Origin of the sequence: Vibrio sp. ED004 (assembly GCF_023206395.1) — a bacterium.
Lineage (GTDB): Bacteria > Pseudomonadota > Gammaproteobacteria > Enterobacterales > Vibrionaceae > Vibrio.
This window is the reverse complement of sequence record NZ_CP066150.1, coordinates 412722-427337: the sequence shown is the minus strand read 5'-3', so window position 1 is coordinate 427337 and position 14616 is coordinate 412722. Positions and strand designations below refer to the sequence as shown.

The following is a 14616-nucleotide window of genomic DNA, read 5'->3' as shown; positions in this document are numbered from 1 at the left end:
AATTTCGGAGTTAAAAATGTCAAATATTGTCTTTATCGGCGCGAGTCTTGATGGTTATATTGCAGACAAACAAGGTGACCTAGATTGGTTACACGCGATCCCAAATCCAGAGAGCGATGACATGGGTTACAATGCCCATACTGATCGCATTGATGCTTTGGTCATGGGCCGTAACACGATGGATATGGTGTTGAGCTTCGGTATTGATTGGCCTTACAGTAAACCGGTATATGTGCTGAGTAACACCTTAACGGAAGTGCCTAAGGAACTGGAAGGTAAAGTGTTCCTGGTGAAGGGTGAGCTCACTCAGATCATCGAGGATCTGAACGGCAAAGGTATGAACAACCTTTACATTGATGGTGGCGTTACCATTCAAAACTTCATGAAAGAAGACCTGATTGACGAGCTGATCATCTCGACGATTCCTGTCGTTCTTGGTGGCGGCTCCCCTTTGTTTGGTGACTTAGTTTCTCCTCTCGACTTTACACTGAAAGGCGTCACGACTTACCTTGATGAGATTGTACAAACTCACTACTTGCGTAAGCGTTAAGCTGCTGTTCATATAACGGTTATGTAGCGATCAACACCGAAAACATTGTTCACGCTGGATAACCTTTATCGTCCCTACACAAACCTCCCCTGAAGTAGTAGCATTTGTCGTATCTCATTCTTAAAGGTATCTGGGTCTTATGAAGCTTTTAGTCGATCGCACTGGTGAACAGTTTTTAGAGATTCTGGAAGAATCAGGAGACAAATTGACGGTTCAATTCATTAGCAATGAAGGTAATCGAAAAGGTAAGCCATTCCAAGATAGCTTGAGTGGCTTGTTCCTCACAGGCTGGAAGCCTCGCACCACCTCAACTGCCATTGGCCTTGAGCGCTTTAAACAAGGCATGCTGCAAGACCCGAAAGTGAGCTTTGCGCTACACCAACTCTACCCACTCGGCCGAGATGTAAAGTTACCTTCTGGAGATATCGCCACAGTCGCAAGTTATGCAAATACTCACAGCGATGGCTACTACATGTTTGTGCGCCTTAATGACGAATTGACACGCCTAAAGATGACGCCAGAATGGGAACTGCTTCCTTCTGTTGTGAGATTAGCACTACCTTATTACCCTGCCCCAAGAAGCCAGCAAGAACTCGACAACATTGATGACTTTGATGCTTGGGCTGGCGGGTTTTAATCTTCATTCACCTACGCCCTATAGACTACAAACCTCAATTTATTATCAATTAATTTTTGATAATAATTCAAACGTAGCGCGGTTTATCGTTTTGACTATTCCTACTATTATTTATCCATCGACACAGACTAGGGTTCAACAAGCATAGACCCGCTCTTGAGCTAATAACCCCTGTGGCAAAGAACAGCACCACCTCGGTGAATCAAATAATATAGGTAATGAACATGACTCAACTGACTATCATCGCAAACATCGTCGCTAACGAAGACAAAATTGAATTGGTTAAAGCAGAACTGCTAAAGCTGATTGATATCACTCGTGCTGAAGAAGGTTGCATCAACTACGACCTTCACCAAAACAACGAAAACCCTGCGCATTTCACTTTCTACGAAAACTGGACGTCTCGCGAACTTTGGCAAACACACATGGGTAATACTCACCTTGCTGAGTACATGGCTGCAACGGAAGGTTGTGTGGCGTCATTCACACTGAATGAGATGACGAAAATCGGTTAGTCATTGACTGCGCACATTAACAAACAACAAAAAGCCCGTTCGGAATACCTGAACGGGCTTTTTCATTGAACTTGATATTCCTAAGCTACAGACTCGCTCAGTGTAGGCTCAAGCACTGTCTTTTGTTGTTTCTGCCATTTATCCACGACCAGTGCAGCAATCATGTCACCTTCAACATTAACTGCCGTACGGAATGTATCTAACGGACGTTCAATAATCAGCAGAATCGCGATCGCTTCCAGTGGTATACCTGCGGCCAATAACACCAGCTGCATGCCAGACATAGATCCAGATGGCATACCCGGTGCACCCACAGAAGAGACCATCGCCATAATAAAGATCATCACCAAGCCAGAAGTCGTGAGGTCAACACCAAACAGTTGAGCCAAGAAGATTGCTGCAACACCTTCGAAAAGTGCCGTACCATCCATGTTCATCACCGCGCCAAGTGGCAACACCATGCTACTTGTACTTTGCGATACGCCGAGCTTTTCTTCTGCGCTCTGCATCGCCAGTGGCAAAGTAGCAGAGCTTGATGACGTTGCGAACGCCATCGCCATCGGTGCCGAGATACCTTTAAATAGGGTGCTATTGCGAATCCCAGTCATCACCTTCGCAATAGTCGGTAAGACAATCGCTCCGTGAATCAAAGTCAGCACAAACACGAGCAAAGCAAACAGTGCCAATTGCTCAAACAGTGATTCACCACCACGAACGGTAAAATCGAGAACAATGGCGAAAACCGCTAGCGGAGCTAAACGAATTATCCAACCAACAATGGTATTGATGCTCTTGTTCAAGCCATTAAGCACTTCAAAAATCGGGTGTTTTTCTGGTAATGAAGAAAGTAGAGCAATACCCAACATAAATGAGAACACGACAATCGCGAGCAAGTTACCATTGGTTAACGCCGCTACTGGGTTCACGAGTGCCATACTAAAAAGCTTGCTGGCAATCGCAGCGCCACCTGCCGCATCTTCGCTTATAAGCTGAACGTCGTCTCCAATCGTAGCAACGCTGGTTAAAGGCTCCCAAGCAGGCAACAGCAGTGAAGCACCCAAGCCCAAAGAGATGGCTATCAACGTCGTGAAGCTATAAAAAAGTACGGTATTGCGGCCAATTTGCTTCAATCGAGTTATCGAGCCAATGCTTGTTATGCCCTGCAATAACGAGAATAAAACCACTAACCCAACGACCATTTTGAGCAAGCCGATATAGGTAGTTTTGCCAAGCATTAAGAACTGATACCACCCCGTTTGGGTAATGCCAGAGGTTGAAGCAATAAGTTGTGCAAAAAGCCATGCAAGCAAAGCTGCTAGCATTAACTGTAGAGGTAAAGAGTGGCGAAGTTTAGTCAACATAAGGACAATTCCAGTAACCCTGTAGGACAATTCAGATACCTTTATTAAAGGGAACAACCTTTAATAAAAATATTCCTTGGTAAAGCATGCCTAGGAAAAAATAAAGTCCGCTAGATTTGATCTAACGGACTTTAAGAAAACCAGATGAGGTTTAAGATTTAAGGCTATTTATCCATGTGTAGAACAGTACGGATAGACTCGCCTTTGTGCATTAGTTCGAATGCTTCGTTTACGTCTTCAAGACCCATAGTGTGAGTGATGAACTCTTGTAGTCCGAACTCACCCGCCATGTAACGGTTTACGATTTCTGGAAGTTCAGAGCGGCCTTTAACACCACCGAAAGCAGAACCTCGCCATACACGACCTGTTACTAGTTGGAACGGACGAGTTGAGATCTCTTGACCTGCACCTGCAACACCAATCACAACTGATTCACCCCAACCTTTGTGACAACATTCAAGAGCTTGACGCATCACGTTTACGTTACCGATACATTCGAATGAGTAATCAACACCACCGTCTGTCATCTCAACGATAACGTCTTGGATTGGCTTGTCGTAGTTCATTGGGTTGATGCAGTCAGTCGCGCCAAGTTGTTTTGCTAGCTCGAATTTGCTCTCGTTGATATCAACACCGATGATTTTGCTTGCACCAGCCATACGAGCACCGATGATTGCAGAAAGACCGATACCGCCTAGGCCGAATACAGCAACTGTGTCGCCTTTTTCAACTTTAGCTGTGTTTAGTACCGCACCCATACCAGTGGTTACGCCACAACCTAGAAGACAAACTTCCTCAAGAGGTGCTTCTTTGTTTACTTTCGCTAATGAGATTTCTGGAAGTACTGTGTACTCAGAGAAAGTAGAACAACCCATGTAGTGGAAAATTGGCTCACCGTTGATAGAGAAACGGCTTGTGCCATCTGGCATTAGGCCTTTACCTTGAGTTTCACGAACTGCTTGGCAAAGGTTAGTTTTACCAGACTTACAGAATTTACATTCGCCACACTCAGCTGTGTAAAGTGGGATAACGTGGTCGCCAACTTCAACGCTTGTTACGCCTTCGCCAACCATTTCAACGATACCGCCACCTTCGTGACCAAGGATAGAAGGGAAGATACCTTCTGGATCGTCACCTGAAAGAGTGAATGCGTCAGTGTGACAAACACCAGTAGCAACGATACGAACAAGTACTTCGCCAGCCTTTGGCAGTTCAACGTCAACCGTTTCACGCTTTAGCGGCTCACCCGCTTTCCAAGCAACCATAGCTTTAGATTGGATATGAGTTTGACCAGGTTTGATTTCGATAGTCATGTGATATTTCCTATATTAGCCAGTCAACGTTGAGCTTGTTGGTTATCGCTCTCTCGTTTTGTCGGGGCTAGTATAGGTAGGGATATCAGCTTTGATAATCCCCTGTTTTTGGAAATAATTATTACGTATTAGTAATAATAAGTGGCGAGATTAACTTCGTCTAACTGTGAATCAAAGGGTTAGCCTAGGCTGAATAAAATCGATAAACGCAGAGATACGCTTAGATACCGACGATGATTTGTAGAACACCGCATTGACTCGCTCTCGGTCTGTATCATTCAGCTTCAAATGTTCCAATACCGGAATCAATCGCCCTTCAGCAATATCTTGCTGCACCATAAAGCCAGATAAACAAGCGATACCATTACCTGCTAATACCAATTGGCGCACAGTCTCACCGTTGCTTGCTGTCATGGTTGGTTCTACGAAGTTTTGGTTTGGCAGTGGCCAGTGATTCAACACCTTGGCACCAGTAAAGCCAACAGTATGATGACTAGAAAGCTCTTCGAACTTTTGAGGGATTCCGCGCTTAGCAAGATACTCAGGGGAAGCCACCATATAGAGAAGACTCTTCCCCAATGGCCGAGCGTGGAGTGTGGAGTCCGTTAATTTTCCTATGCGTATAGCGACATCGGTTCGTTTCTCGATTAAATCCACAAATCCTTCATTTGAGGTTAGCTCGAGCTCGATATCAGGGTAAGCCTCATTAAACTCGCCCACTATCGGCACTAACTGGTGGAACACAAATGGGCTAGCGGCATCGACTCGCAAACGTCCTTTTGGTAATTCACCGCGCGATACGATTTCCTCTTCAGCACTCTGGATCATCTGCAAACCCAACCTAACAGAATCAACAAACTGTCGCCCCTCTTCCGTCAGTTCAACTCGACGAGTGGTTCTATTGAAGAGAGAAACACCCAACTGACTCTCAATTCGACTGACACTTCGAGAGACGCGAGCCACTTGGATATCGAGCGTCTGCGCCGCTGCAGAAAAGCCACCGCTATCAACGACAGTAAGCATAATTTCTAAATCATCCGATCGCGTTAACACGGGAATCTCCTACACCAAGAACAGAATAACTATTGCATTTATAACAAAAGTAATTTGTTAATCACACTGTTTTTGGCAAAGGATATTTCTCTCATAATCCTCGCCAACAAAACGAGCCAGTAAATCGGCTCCACTTTAAGAATAACCTTTGAGAGAAATAATCATGCCTCTAGCTTTACTTGCATTGACGCTCAGCGCCTTTGCCATTGGAACCACAGAGTTTGTTATTGTTGGCTTTATACCAACGATGGCGGCCGACTTAAATGTATCACTGCCATCAGCGGGATTATTAGTGAGCTTGTACGCTCTAGGCGTTGCGATTGGCGCGCCAGTACTCACTGTGTTAACGGGAAAATGGAATCGCAAAGCAGTGCTGCTAACCGTAATGTCTCTGTTTGTTGTCGGGAACTTACTGGCATGGCAGGCTCCTGGCTATAACACCTTGATTGCCGCACGTATTCTCACCGGCCTTGCACACGGTGTATTCTTCTCGATTGGCTCAACCATCGCGACTGGATTGGTTTCAAAAGACAAAGCCGCGAGCGCAATAGCAATCATGTTTACTGGATTAACGGTTGCTCTAGTAACAGGCGTGCCACTAGGTACTTATATTGGCCAGACTTTTGGCTGGCAAGCGACCTTCTTGATCGTTGCTCTACTAGGCTTAATCGCTTTGATTGGCAGTGCATTATTAGTACCTAACAACCTAAAACAACCACCAGCGGCTAAGTTATCAGCTCAACTAAAAGTTCTGACTCAGCCAAGACTGTTATTGGTTTATGCAATCACAGCACTGGGATATGGCGGCACATTCACAGCCTTTACCTTCCTTGCTCCAATACTTGAAAACGTGTCGGGCTTTGATTCCAGCTCTATCAGCCTAATCATGTTGGTTTACGGAGTTTCCGTCGCGGTAGGTAACATCTGGGGTGGTAAGATGGCTGACAAAATGGGACCAATCAAAGCGCTGACGGTTATCTTTTCTGGTCTAGCTGCGGTACTGGTTGTGTTTAACTTCACGGCAGTTAACCCATACGCATCAGTGGCTACCATTTTGGTTTGGGGTGCATTCGCATTTGGCAACGTACCGGGGCTACAAGTGTATGTTGTTAAACTGGCAGCGAAATACACACCAGACGCAGTAGATGTGGCATCTGGACTCAATATTGCAGCTTTCAATGTCGGTATCGCTGTAGGCTCTTGGGGCGGAGGCTTGATTGTTGCAGAATCTGGATTAATGAACACCCCGTGGGTCGGCGCTGTGATTGTTTTAATTGCTCTTGGATTGACTCGATTCAGTGGTCTATTAGACAAGAAGCAGACTCAACAAGTCGCTACATCTAACATCTAACATCTAACATCTAACATCTAACATCTAACATCTAACATCTAACATCTAACATCTAACATCTAACAAGAATAGAAAAAACAAAGCCCGAATCTAAGTTCGGGCTTTATCATTTAAATCTGATGCTTACTCGTTATCGATCGCTTTCAGAACCTTACACGGGTTACCGACCGCAACCACATTATCTGGGATGTCTTTGGTCACCACACTTCCAGCGCCAATCACGCTGTTCTTGCCAATGGTGACGCCGGGGCAAATGATGACACCACCACCAAGCCAAACATTGTCGCCAACGTTAATCGGAGTACCGAACTCAACGCCGTCTTCAACTCGGCCTTTCACATCGAGTGGGTGGCCTGCGGTAAGGATTTGTACATTAGGACCAAGCAGCACATTGTCACCAATGGAGACTTCAGCCACATCTAAAATCACGCAGTTAAAGTTGGCGTAGAAGTTCTTGCCCAGCTTGATGTTCGAGCCGTAATCACAACGAAATGGAGGTTCTAAATGCGCATTTTCACAGCCCGGAATCAGCTCTTGAGTTGCTGCTTCCCACTCAGGTGTGTCAGGAATACTGTTATTGAGTCTTTGAAGCACCTTACGACATTCGATACGAGCTGAATAAAGCTCTTCATCCCAAGCCTGATATGGTTCACCTGCTAGCATTTTTTGTTTTTCTGTTTTCACGTTACTTACCTACTCTTTCACATTGCTTACCTAATAATGGTCAACACATCGACCAAAAAACGCAATATCGCACATCTAATAAAACGGAGTAAGCAAGGTTTGAGCTCGATTTCAGAGATGTGTAGCCCATCACTTTTTGTAGGCTAACTATGAAATCTACTCTCTGTTAATTGAGCTTAAATACGCTGAGCGACTGAATCACGAATCACTAAACTGCCCGTCGTATCTAAGGCTTGTGCTTTCTCAGTTTCACCGACGATTTGCAGAATCGCTTTTTGCGTCATTTGCTCTAATGGAACACTCACCGAAGTAAGGCTTGGCGTTAAAAATGCACCGACTTTGCTGTTATCAAATCCGACAATAGAGATGTCTTCAGGCAGTGAATATCCCAGTTCAGTTAACGCCTTAATCGCACCAATCGCCATGTCATCGTTTTCAGACAAGATCGCAGTGAAGCTTGCTTTGCTTTTTACCAGAGCCTGAGCCGTGTGATAGCCGCTTTCCATCGTCCAATCACCTTGAACAACCTTGGACTCATCCAATGCAATACCCTGTTTAGTTAGCACATTTTGATAGGCTTGGTAACGCAACTCATCAGTCGAAGAACCGGCTTTACCACGAATCACAGCAATATCGGTATGACCCTGCTCGATGATGTGTTCAACCATCAAACAAGCGCTCTGATAGTGGTCGGTGGTAATAGCATGATTGGGCTTCGACGGCATTTCTCGGTTAAGCACAAGAATTGGCGTATCAGTACTTTCGATGATCTGAGCTATCTCGCTTTCTGTTAGACATTGCGGATAAATGATGATGCCAGCGCATTTCATATCGAGTAGGAAATTGATCGCCTTTCTTTCGTCTTCAGCGCTGTGTTTACCATCGGTGATCACCAATTGGTGGTTCGATTTTTCGCTGTAAGAAGCGGCGTGATACATCAAGGAAGAGAAGTAAGGTCCGTTGAATAGCTCATTAGTGATAACAAAGCCTATGAAATTGGTCTTCTTGGTCGCCAATTGCTGAGCTAGCAGGTTTGGTCGATAGCCTGTTTCTTGAATCGCATCAAATACCTTTTTCACCACATCTGGGCGCACGATATTCTTGCCGTTTAAGACACGAGAAACCGTCGACTTTGATACACCCGCGCGGTTCGCGACATCAAGCATTGTGACCATTTACTTCTTTTCCTCATATAAAAAATTAGCCGACATAAGCCGACTAATTTAATGCTAATTCATATTGCGTATAACTTTATATTACGTGTAACTACGCAGCACAACGCATTCTAAATAGTGGCACCGTTAGATGCAATCACACCTTTATACCACTCAAACGACTTCTTGCGTTTGCGCTCTAAAGAACCGGATTGATCGTTGTGCTTATCTACGTAAATGAATCCGTAGCGCTTTTTCATCTCACCAGTGGTGAACGACACCAAATCGATACAGCCCCAAGGGGTATAACCCATCAGGTCAACGCCATCAATCGCAACCGCTTTTTTCATCTCTTTAATGTGGTCGCCAAGGTAAGCAATGCGGTAGTCATCATTGATGCTGCCATCTTCTTCAATGGTATCAACCGCGCCAAAACCATTTTCAACGATGAACAATGGCACTTCATAACGCTCATAAAGAGAAGCTAAACAGAAACGCAAACCTGTTGGATCAATCGGCCAGCCCCAGTCGCTAGACTGGATGAACGGATTATCAACCGAGTTTTCATGGCCGCCGTCCATCGCTTCATCAGTAGATTGGTGAGAAGACGAGTCCAAGGTGTTCGACATGTAGTAACTAAAGCCTAAGTAATCGGCTTTACCCTCTTTTAGGATCTGCTCATCTTCAGGCTGCATTTCAATATTAAAGCCTTTGATGGCCCAATCGCGTTTTGCGTAGCTCGGGTAGTGACCACGAACCATCACATCCGAGAAGAAGTAGCGATCACGCATCGCTTGCTGTGCCGCCATGATATCTTCTGGCTTAGAAGAACGAGGGTAAAAAGGCACCATCGCACACATTGCACCGATCTGAAGCTCTGGGTTGATCTCGTGACCTTTCTTCACCACCAACGCACTCGCAACAAACTGGTGGTGAACCGCTTGATACATAGCCTCTTGCGGCTTTTCGCATTGCGGGAACTTCACGCCAGAGCATAACCAACCGAAGATGTCTGCTGATGTATTCATTTGGTTATTGATCTCGTTAAAGGTCATCCAGTACTTCACTTTGTGCTGATAACGCTCCATCACCGTGGTGGAGTACTTAACGAAGAAGTCGATCACTTTGCGATTCATCCAGCCACCGTATTCTTTGGCTAGATGGTAAGGCATTTCAAAGTGGCTCAGCGTGACAACAGGTTGGATATCGTATTTCAATAGCTCATCAAACAGGTCATCGTAAAATTTTAAGCCCGCTTCACACGGCTCGGCTTCATCACCATTCGGGAAAATGCGCGTCCACGCGATACTAGTGCGGAAACACTTAAAGCCCATCTCAGCAAATAACTTAATGTCTTCTTTGTAACGATGGTAGAAATCAACCGCCACTTGGTTTGGGTAGTTTTCACCGTCGATCACACCATCGGTGATTCGACGTTGAACACCATGAGCGCCTGCCGTTAACACATCAACCACACTCACACCTTTACCATTCGCATCCCAGCCGCCTTCTAGCTGATGCGCCGCAACCGCACCACCCCATAAAAAATCGTTTGGAAATTCGTTATTCATACCATTACTCGCTACAAGTTGTTCGTGAAAAGATCGGGATTAGAGAAGCAACCTCAACTCTGAAACCGATTTCAATAAAAGCAAAGATACACATTGAAACCGGTTTCAACAATGCCTTTTTGATCTTTTTTTGATCCAAAAGATAAATTTGGCGCGTTCGAAAAAGTGAAAACCGTGTTTGACCCGTCTACCAGTGTAGGCTTTATGCTCAGCACCCATTCATCAAGAGGTGTGTTATGTCTATTCATCGTTCCTTCGCAGTGCCTCGTCCGCTGCTTTCATTTTTCGACGGACTATCCGATCCCGCAAAAGGAATTGCACTCGCTTTAATCTCAAACGCGCTGTTTATTTTAGTCGGCGTGATTGTGCGAGAGCTCAGCCAGACCATCGATATTTTCCAAATATTGTTATTCCGGCAGTTGGTTTTTGTCACCCTACTGATGCCTTCTATCGTCAGTAATATGAATGCGATGCTCAACCCTAAGATGGTGTCGATGCATGTATGGCGCGTCACTGGAGCGTTCATCGCGCTATACTTTAGCTTCTTAACCGTGAGTAACATTCCATTTGCCGATGCGACGGCGTTAGGCTTCATGAAGGTATTGTTTGTGGCGGTCATTTCCCGTCTGTTCCTACAAGAAAACGTTGGTTGGACACGAATGACAACCATATTAGTCGGATTTACTGGGGTGATGTTGGTTGTGCAGCCGACCCTAGAGAGCGAATCTCTGTTCTACGTTGGAACAGGCTTGGTGGCTGCGTTAGGCGCAGCAATTGCCGTTATCTGCGTAAGAAAAATGGCGAATATCGAATCTAAGGTTGTGGTGCTGGCTTATCAAGCGATCTTTGTTGGAGCCGTCACCCTTATCCCTGCGATCATTGAATGGCAATGGCCAACATGGTCTGAACTCGCTTTATTGGTGTTGGTCGGCGTGATTTCTTCCATCGGCCAATGGTTTGGCGTCACTGCCTACAAGTGGGGAGAAGCGAACGTGGTATCGAATGTCGAATATTCACAAATGATCTACTCAATGATTCTTGGGTATCTGCTATTCGCAGAATTACCAAACAGCTTGGCGTTGATTGGCGCAGCGGTGATCGTTTTCAGTGCGGTTATGCCCTTTGTAATCAAGCGAAAGAAAGCTCAGTAATTCACGACTTAATTTGCCCCTTCACATTTGATAGGGGCTATTTGTTATCCCAACATCAATGCTGCTCGAAATACTGGTCGTGTTGTGATTTAGCTGATTGGTCTTGAGTGCCAGGATAGAACTGTACGAGCGTTTGATCGGCTAAAGTGAGGTGAATCCAACCCTCTTTGACTCTCAGCCAATTAGTACCGCTTGTCTCATAGACGATAGGAAAGCTGCCCCAACCTGATTCTGATACTTGCAGTTCTTGGAAACGATTAATCGGGGTAAGTTTGTTGCTGTTGAAGTCAGCATTGGAATAAACCAGCATAGGCTCGATAGCGTCGCTTGGCTTAAACGTATAACAGCTGACAGACTCTGAAGTACGGTCAAACCATTGGTAGGGCTGTGCGCTTGTTAAATCATAAACGGTGCAGTCATTGAATTTAATCGCCCACTCTTGATGAGCTTTAAAGCCGAGGTAGCCTATTGGCTGTGATGGTTCAGGCTTAGGGTCAGTCTCTGGCTCATAAACCGGTTCTGAGGTAGCACATCCCATAAGCCCAAGACTAAAAAGAAAAGTCACAGCACGCTTCATCATAGTAATACCTCAGTTCCGTTCTTAGATGAGTAACTCCATTAAGTCTCTACATTAAACGGTAAGTTCCAAGCGATTACCATCAGGATCGAGTACACAGCTCTCATAATAACCATCACCGGTTCTTCTTGGCCCATCTAAGCGCTCATAACCCTCTTCAACTAAGCGGCTAGTCAGTTCATCGACTGCTTGCTCTGAACCCAATGAAATCGCCATATGAATGAAACCAGTGAATTGGTCATAGATGTCATCTTTCGATTCAGGAACCGAATCCATTTCCATGATCTCTAAGCGGCTACCACTCTCAAAAGACAAGAAGTAAGACGAGAAACCTTTGGTTGGGTTGTGGTATTTCTGGTTAGATGTCGCACCAAAGTAATCTTCATAAAAGCGTTTAAGTACTTCGAGTTGTTTGGTCCAAATCGCGATATGTTCAATCTTCATTATTATCACCTAATGTTTACGTATGACACTAGATTACTCGCCAAATAAGGAAGGATAAACAGAACAGAATGCATCAAAGATGTTCCTATTTAAGGAACGGTTGAATTAGCAAAATAACAACAATTAGCTGCACAGTATTAACATCTAAGTTTGTGTAATACATAGCTTTGATCCATAGTCGGGTTTTTACACAATCCGAGATTTACACTGTGAGCTTTTTAAAACTGATCATGCTAGCTGCAATATGGGGAGGCTCGTTCCTTTTCATGAGAATTGCGGCTAACCCTTTAGGCCCAGCAGTCCTTATTGAAGCGCGAGTTTTGTGCGCAGCAATCACCCTACTCTTGGTTTCTTTTTATCTGAAAAGGAAGCTCTCTTTTAATGCCCACGCTAAGCACTTTTTCATTCTTGGGTTGTTTAACACCGCGCTTCCTTTTCTGTTTTTCGCTTATGCGGCTCAAACACTCAATGCGTCGACCCTTGCCATTCTTAACTCCACAGCGCCAATTTGGGCAGCGATCATCGGGGCGATTTGGACAAAAACGGCGCTTGAAAGCAAGGTATTACTCGGATTAGGTATCGGCGTCACAGGCGTATGCGTATTGGTCGGTTGGGATGCGATGAACATTGGGCAGGAAGCAATTATTCCTATTTTTGCCGCAGTTATGGCGGCGTTTAGTTACGGTATTGCCTCTAACTACACCAAGACAGCGCCAAAAGTAGAAGCCTTCAATAACGCGCACGGCAGTATGTGGGCGGCGGTATTAATCGTATTGCCATTTGTGTTCTTCATTCCGATGAGAGAAGCCCCCGATCTCACGATTACCACGTCGGTCATCTTGTTGGGTGCTGTTTGTACCGGGCTAGCGTACCTACTTTATTTCAACCTCATCAATGAACTTGGTGCGCCTTCGGCACTGTCAGTCACCTTCTTGATTCCAGTGTTTGGTATCCTTTGGGGGAACTTATTCTTAGATGAAGCGATTGGTATCAACACAGTGGTTGGTTCAATTCTCGTTATCACAGGTACTATGTTGGTGACGGGCTTATCGCCAGCTCAGATGATCAAAAACGCGCGTGAAAAACGCCGACAAAAAGCGAGTTAGACTCGAATCAATTCCGCCTTTAAAGCAATAAAAGTGGAACAATCAGAGACAGAAACGGCCTCATTTTCGAGGCCGTTTTTATTAGTGTTATCTAGAGATTTAATTGATTGCAGACTTGTTCATGTACTGCTGAATTTTGTTTCGCAACCATTGATGAGCCGAGTTCACATCGGTTCGCTTATGCCAAATCATATATTGCTGCATTGGAAGAATTTCAAACGGCTGATCTAGCACTTGCAGTTGGAAGGCTTCTGCAAACTGATTAGCAAAATCACGCGATGTACTGCCTACGCAATCTGAGCCCGACACCAATACACACATGGTCATCAGCGAGTCACACTCGGCGCTGACCTTACGTTGCTTGAGTGGCGACTTGGTGAAGTAATCCGCCGTATACAAACGAGTACGACGCATCCGAAAAGTAATGTGCTTCTCGTTGTAATACTGCTCTTCGTTGACCGAGCCATTGATTCTAGGGTGACCTTTTCTCGCAATGAGTACCAGTTCATCTTCAATCACAGGTTGTTTCATGTAGCCATTCACTTGCGGGTAGTGAACATCAATCGCTAAATCCGCCTGCTGCATGCTCAAGCTCTGCAATAACTCTTCTTCGTTATTTGGCACCATATTGAACTCGATTGAGATATTACCCAGCGTATCATCTTGCTCGACAAGAGGTTGAAGCTTGGTGAGACCGATCTCGTTAACCAGAATACGAAACACATGATGCTGCTGATTATCGAACTGCTTTAGCGTACTGACCGCGCTGGTTATCCCTTCTAAGGCAGGTTCAACTCGGATTGCCAATTGCACTGCCGCATTGGTCGGAGTGATCCCGCGCCCTTCGCGAATAAAGAGATCGGTATCCAGTTGAGATTGCAGTCTCTTCAATGCACCGCTCACTCCAGGTTGAGTCATACCAAGGGATTCCGAGGCTAAGGTAATCGACTTTAATCGATACACTTCCAAGAACACGCTCAGTAAATTCAGGTCTAACTTTTCAACATCACTCACGGCTACTCTCCATGTTCGCTTGAGGTCGTATCGAGCATACGACAAGGTTCGGTTTTCAATAGGTCACTGATAAAGCGTACAACACATAACAGTTCGTGATGTGTTAAATAAAGCTTACTTTATTTTTTGCTATAT

At 45.1% G+C, this 14616-nt stretch carries 15 protein-coding genes; 6 read left to right on the top strand and 9 right to left on the bottom strand.

Annotated features, from left to right (window positions below; translation table 11 throughout):
- Positions 1–16 precede the first annotated feature (16 nt).
- The 3 genes from ITG10_RS19475 (at position 17) to ITG10_RS19465 (ending at position 1702) form a co-directional block, all read left to right on the top strand.
- Positions 17–550 (top strand): dihydrofolate reductase family protein, encoded by a 534-nt coding sequence (locus ITG10_RS19475; protein ID WP_017631500.1) that lies wholly within the window; start codon positions 17–19, stop codon positions 548–550.
- Positions 551–689: 139 nt separating this feature from the next.
- Positions 690–1187 (top strand): hypothetical protein, encoded by a 498-nt coding sequence (locus ITG10_RS19470; protein WP_017631499.1) that lies wholly within the window; start codon positions 690–692, stop codon positions 1185–1187.
- A 224-nt stretch (positions 1188–1411) separates the two neighbouring features.
- Positions 1412–1702, top strand: coding sequence for a putative quinol monooxygenase (locus ITG10_RS19465; RefSeq protein WP_026084316.1), 291 nt, complete (start codon positions 1412–1414; stop codon positions 1700–1702).
- Between the two features lie 80 nt (positions 1703–1782).
- Here the strand turns inward: ITG10_RS19465 and ITG10_RS19460 are convergent, their stop codons facing one another.
- The 3 genes from ITG10_RS19460 to ITG10_RS19450 form a co-directional block, all read right to left on the bottom strand.
- A complete protein-coding gene (locus ITG10_RS19460; RefSeq protein ID WP_017631497.1) occupies positions 1783–3063 on the bottom strand; it encodes a dicarboxylate/amino acid:cation symporter in 1281 nt (426 codons plus the stop codon).
- A gap of 164 nt (positions 3064–3227) precedes the next feature.
- Entirely contained in the window at positions 3228–4376 is a 1149-nt protein-coding gene (locus tag ITG10_RS19455; RefSeq protein WP_017631496.1) for an S-(hydroxymethyl)glutathione dehydrogenase/class III alcohol dehydrogenase, read from the bottom strand.
- 171 nt (positions 4377–4547) lie between these two features.
- Positions 4548–5429 carry a LysR family transcriptional regulator gene (locus ITG10_RS19450; RefSeq protein WP_017631495.1) on the bottom strand — a complete coding sequence of 294 codons (882 nt, stop codon included), beginning with the start codon at positions 5427–5429 and terminating at the stop codon, positions 4548–4550.
- Positions 5430–5592: 163 nt separating this feature from the next.
- Here ITG10_RS19450 and ITG10_RS19445 point away from each other — a divergent pair, with 163 nt between their 5' ends.
- On the top strand, positions 5593–6780 hold the full coding sequence (locus ITG10_RS19445; protein WP_017631494.1) for an MFS transporter: 1188 nt from the start codon (positions 5593–5595) through the stop codon (positions 6778–6780).
- A gap of 123 nt (positions 6781–6903) precedes the next feature.
- Here ITG10_RS19445 and ITG10_RS19440 read toward each other — a convergent pair whose 3' ends face one another.
- From ITG10_RS19440 to ITG10_RS19430, 3 genes are all read right to left on the bottom strand, one after another.
- Positions 6904–7464, bottom strand: coding sequence for a sugar O-acetyltransferase (locus ITG10_RS19440; RefSeq protein ID WP_017631493.1), 561 nt, complete (start codon positions 7462–7464; stop codon positions 6904–6906).
- A 176-nt stretch (positions 7465–7640) separates the two neighbouring features.
- Positions 7641–8639: a substrate-binding domain-containing protein gene (locus ITG10_RS19435; protein WP_017631492.1), complete on the bottom strand. Its 999-nt coding sequence runs from the start codon at positions 8637–8639 to the stop codon at positions 7641–7643.
- 110 nt (positions 8640–8749) lie between these two features.
- On the bottom strand, positions 8750–10189 hold the full coding sequence (locus tag ITG10_RS19430; protein WP_017631491.1) for a 6-phospho-beta-glucosidase: 1440 nt from the start codon (positions 10187–10189) through the stop codon (positions 8750–8752).
- A 236-nt stretch (positions 10190–10425) separates the two neighbouring features.
- Between ITG10_RS19430 and ITG10_RS19425 the strand changes: the two genes are divergently transcribed.
- The gene (locus ITG10_RS19425) at positions 10426–11340 is read left to right on the top strand and encodes a DMT family transporter (protein ID WP_017631490.1); all 915 of its coding nucleotides are present in this window, start codon (positions 10426–10428) and stop codon (positions 11338–11340) included.
- Between the two features lie 55 nt (positions 11341–11395).
- Here ITG10_RS19425 and ITG10_RS19420 read toward each other — a convergent pair whose 3' ends face one another.
- A complete protein-coding gene (locus tag ITG10_RS19420; RefSeq protein ID WP_017631489.1) occupies positions 11396–11920 on the bottom strand; it encodes a hypothetical protein in 525 nt (174 codons plus the stop codon).
- A gap of 51 nt (positions 11921–11971) precedes the next feature.
- The gene (locus ITG10_RS19415; RefSeq protein ID WP_017631488.1) at positions 11972–12361 is read right to left on the bottom strand and encodes a VOC family protein; all 390 of its coding nucleotides are present in this window, start codon (positions 12359–12361) and stop codon (positions 11972–11974) included.
- A 266-nt stretch (positions 12362–12627) separates the two neighbouring features.
- Here ITG10_RS19415 and ITG10_RS19410 point away from each other — a divergent pair, with 266 nt between their 5' ends.
- On the top strand, positions 12628–13467 hold the full coding sequence (locus ITG10_RS19410; RefSeq protein ID WP_017631487.1) for a DMT family transporter: 840 nt from the start codon (positions 12628–12630) through the stop codon (positions 13465–13467).
- Positions 13468–13566: 99 nt separating this feature from the next.
- On the opposite strand, the gene ITG10_RS19405 is transcribed toward ITG10_RS19410, so the two are convergent.
- Positions 13567–14481 (bottom strand): LysR family transcriptional regulator, encoded by a 915-nt coding sequence (locus tag ITG10_RS19405; RefSeq protein WP_017631486.1) that lies wholly within the window; start codon positions 14479–14481, stop codon positions 13567–13569.
- Positions 14482–14616: the final 135 nt, after the last annotated feature.

Coding starts and splice junctions, on each gene's coding strand:
- ITG10_RS19475 (WP_017631500.1), top strand. CDS start 17: ATGTCAAATATTGTCTTTATCGGCGCGAGTCTTGATGGTTATATTGCA.
- ITG10_RS19470 (WP_017631499.1), top strand. CDS start 690: ATGAAGCTTTTAGTCGATCGCACTGGTGAACAGTTTTTAGAGATTCTG.
- ITG10_RS19465 (WP_026084316.1), top strand. CDS start 1,412: ATGACTCAACTGACTATCATCGCAAACATCGTCGCTAACGAAGACAAA.
- ITG10_RS19460 (WP_017631497.1), bottom strand. CDS start 3,063: ATGTTGACTAAACTTCGCCACTCTTTACCTCTACAGTTAATGCTAGCA.
- ITG10_RS19455 (WP_017631496.1), bottom strand. CDS start 4,376: ATGACTATCGAAATCAAACCTGGTCAAACTCATATCCAATCTAAAGCT.
- ITG10_RS19445 (WP_017631494.1), top strand. CDS start 5,593: ATGCCTCTAGCTTTACTTGCATTGACGCTCAGCGCCTTTGCCATTGGA.
- ITG10_RS19435 (WP_017631492.1), bottom strand. CDS start 8,639: ATGGTCACAATGCTTGATGTCGCGAACCGCGCGGGTGTATCAAAGTCG.
- ITG10_RS19430 (WP_017631491.1), bottom strand. CDS start 10,189: ATGAATAACGAATTTCCAAACGATTTTTTATGGGGTGGTGCGGTTGCG.
- ITG10_RS19425 (WP_017631490.1), top strand. CDS start 10,426: ATGTCTATTCATCGTTCCTTCGCAGTGCCTCGTCCGCTGCTTTCATTT.
- ITG10_RS19420 (WP_017631489.1), bottom strand. CDS start 11,920: ATGATGAAGCGTGCTGTGACTTTTCTTTTTAGTCTTGGGCTTATGGGA.
- ITG10_RS19415 (WP_017631488.1), bottom strand. CDS start 12,361: ATGAAGATTGAACATATCGCGATTTGGACCAAACAACTCGAAGTACTT.
- ITG10_RS19410 (WP_017631487.1), top strand. CDS start 12,628: ATGAGAATTGCGGCTAACCCTTTAGGCCCAGCAGTCCTTATTGAAGCG.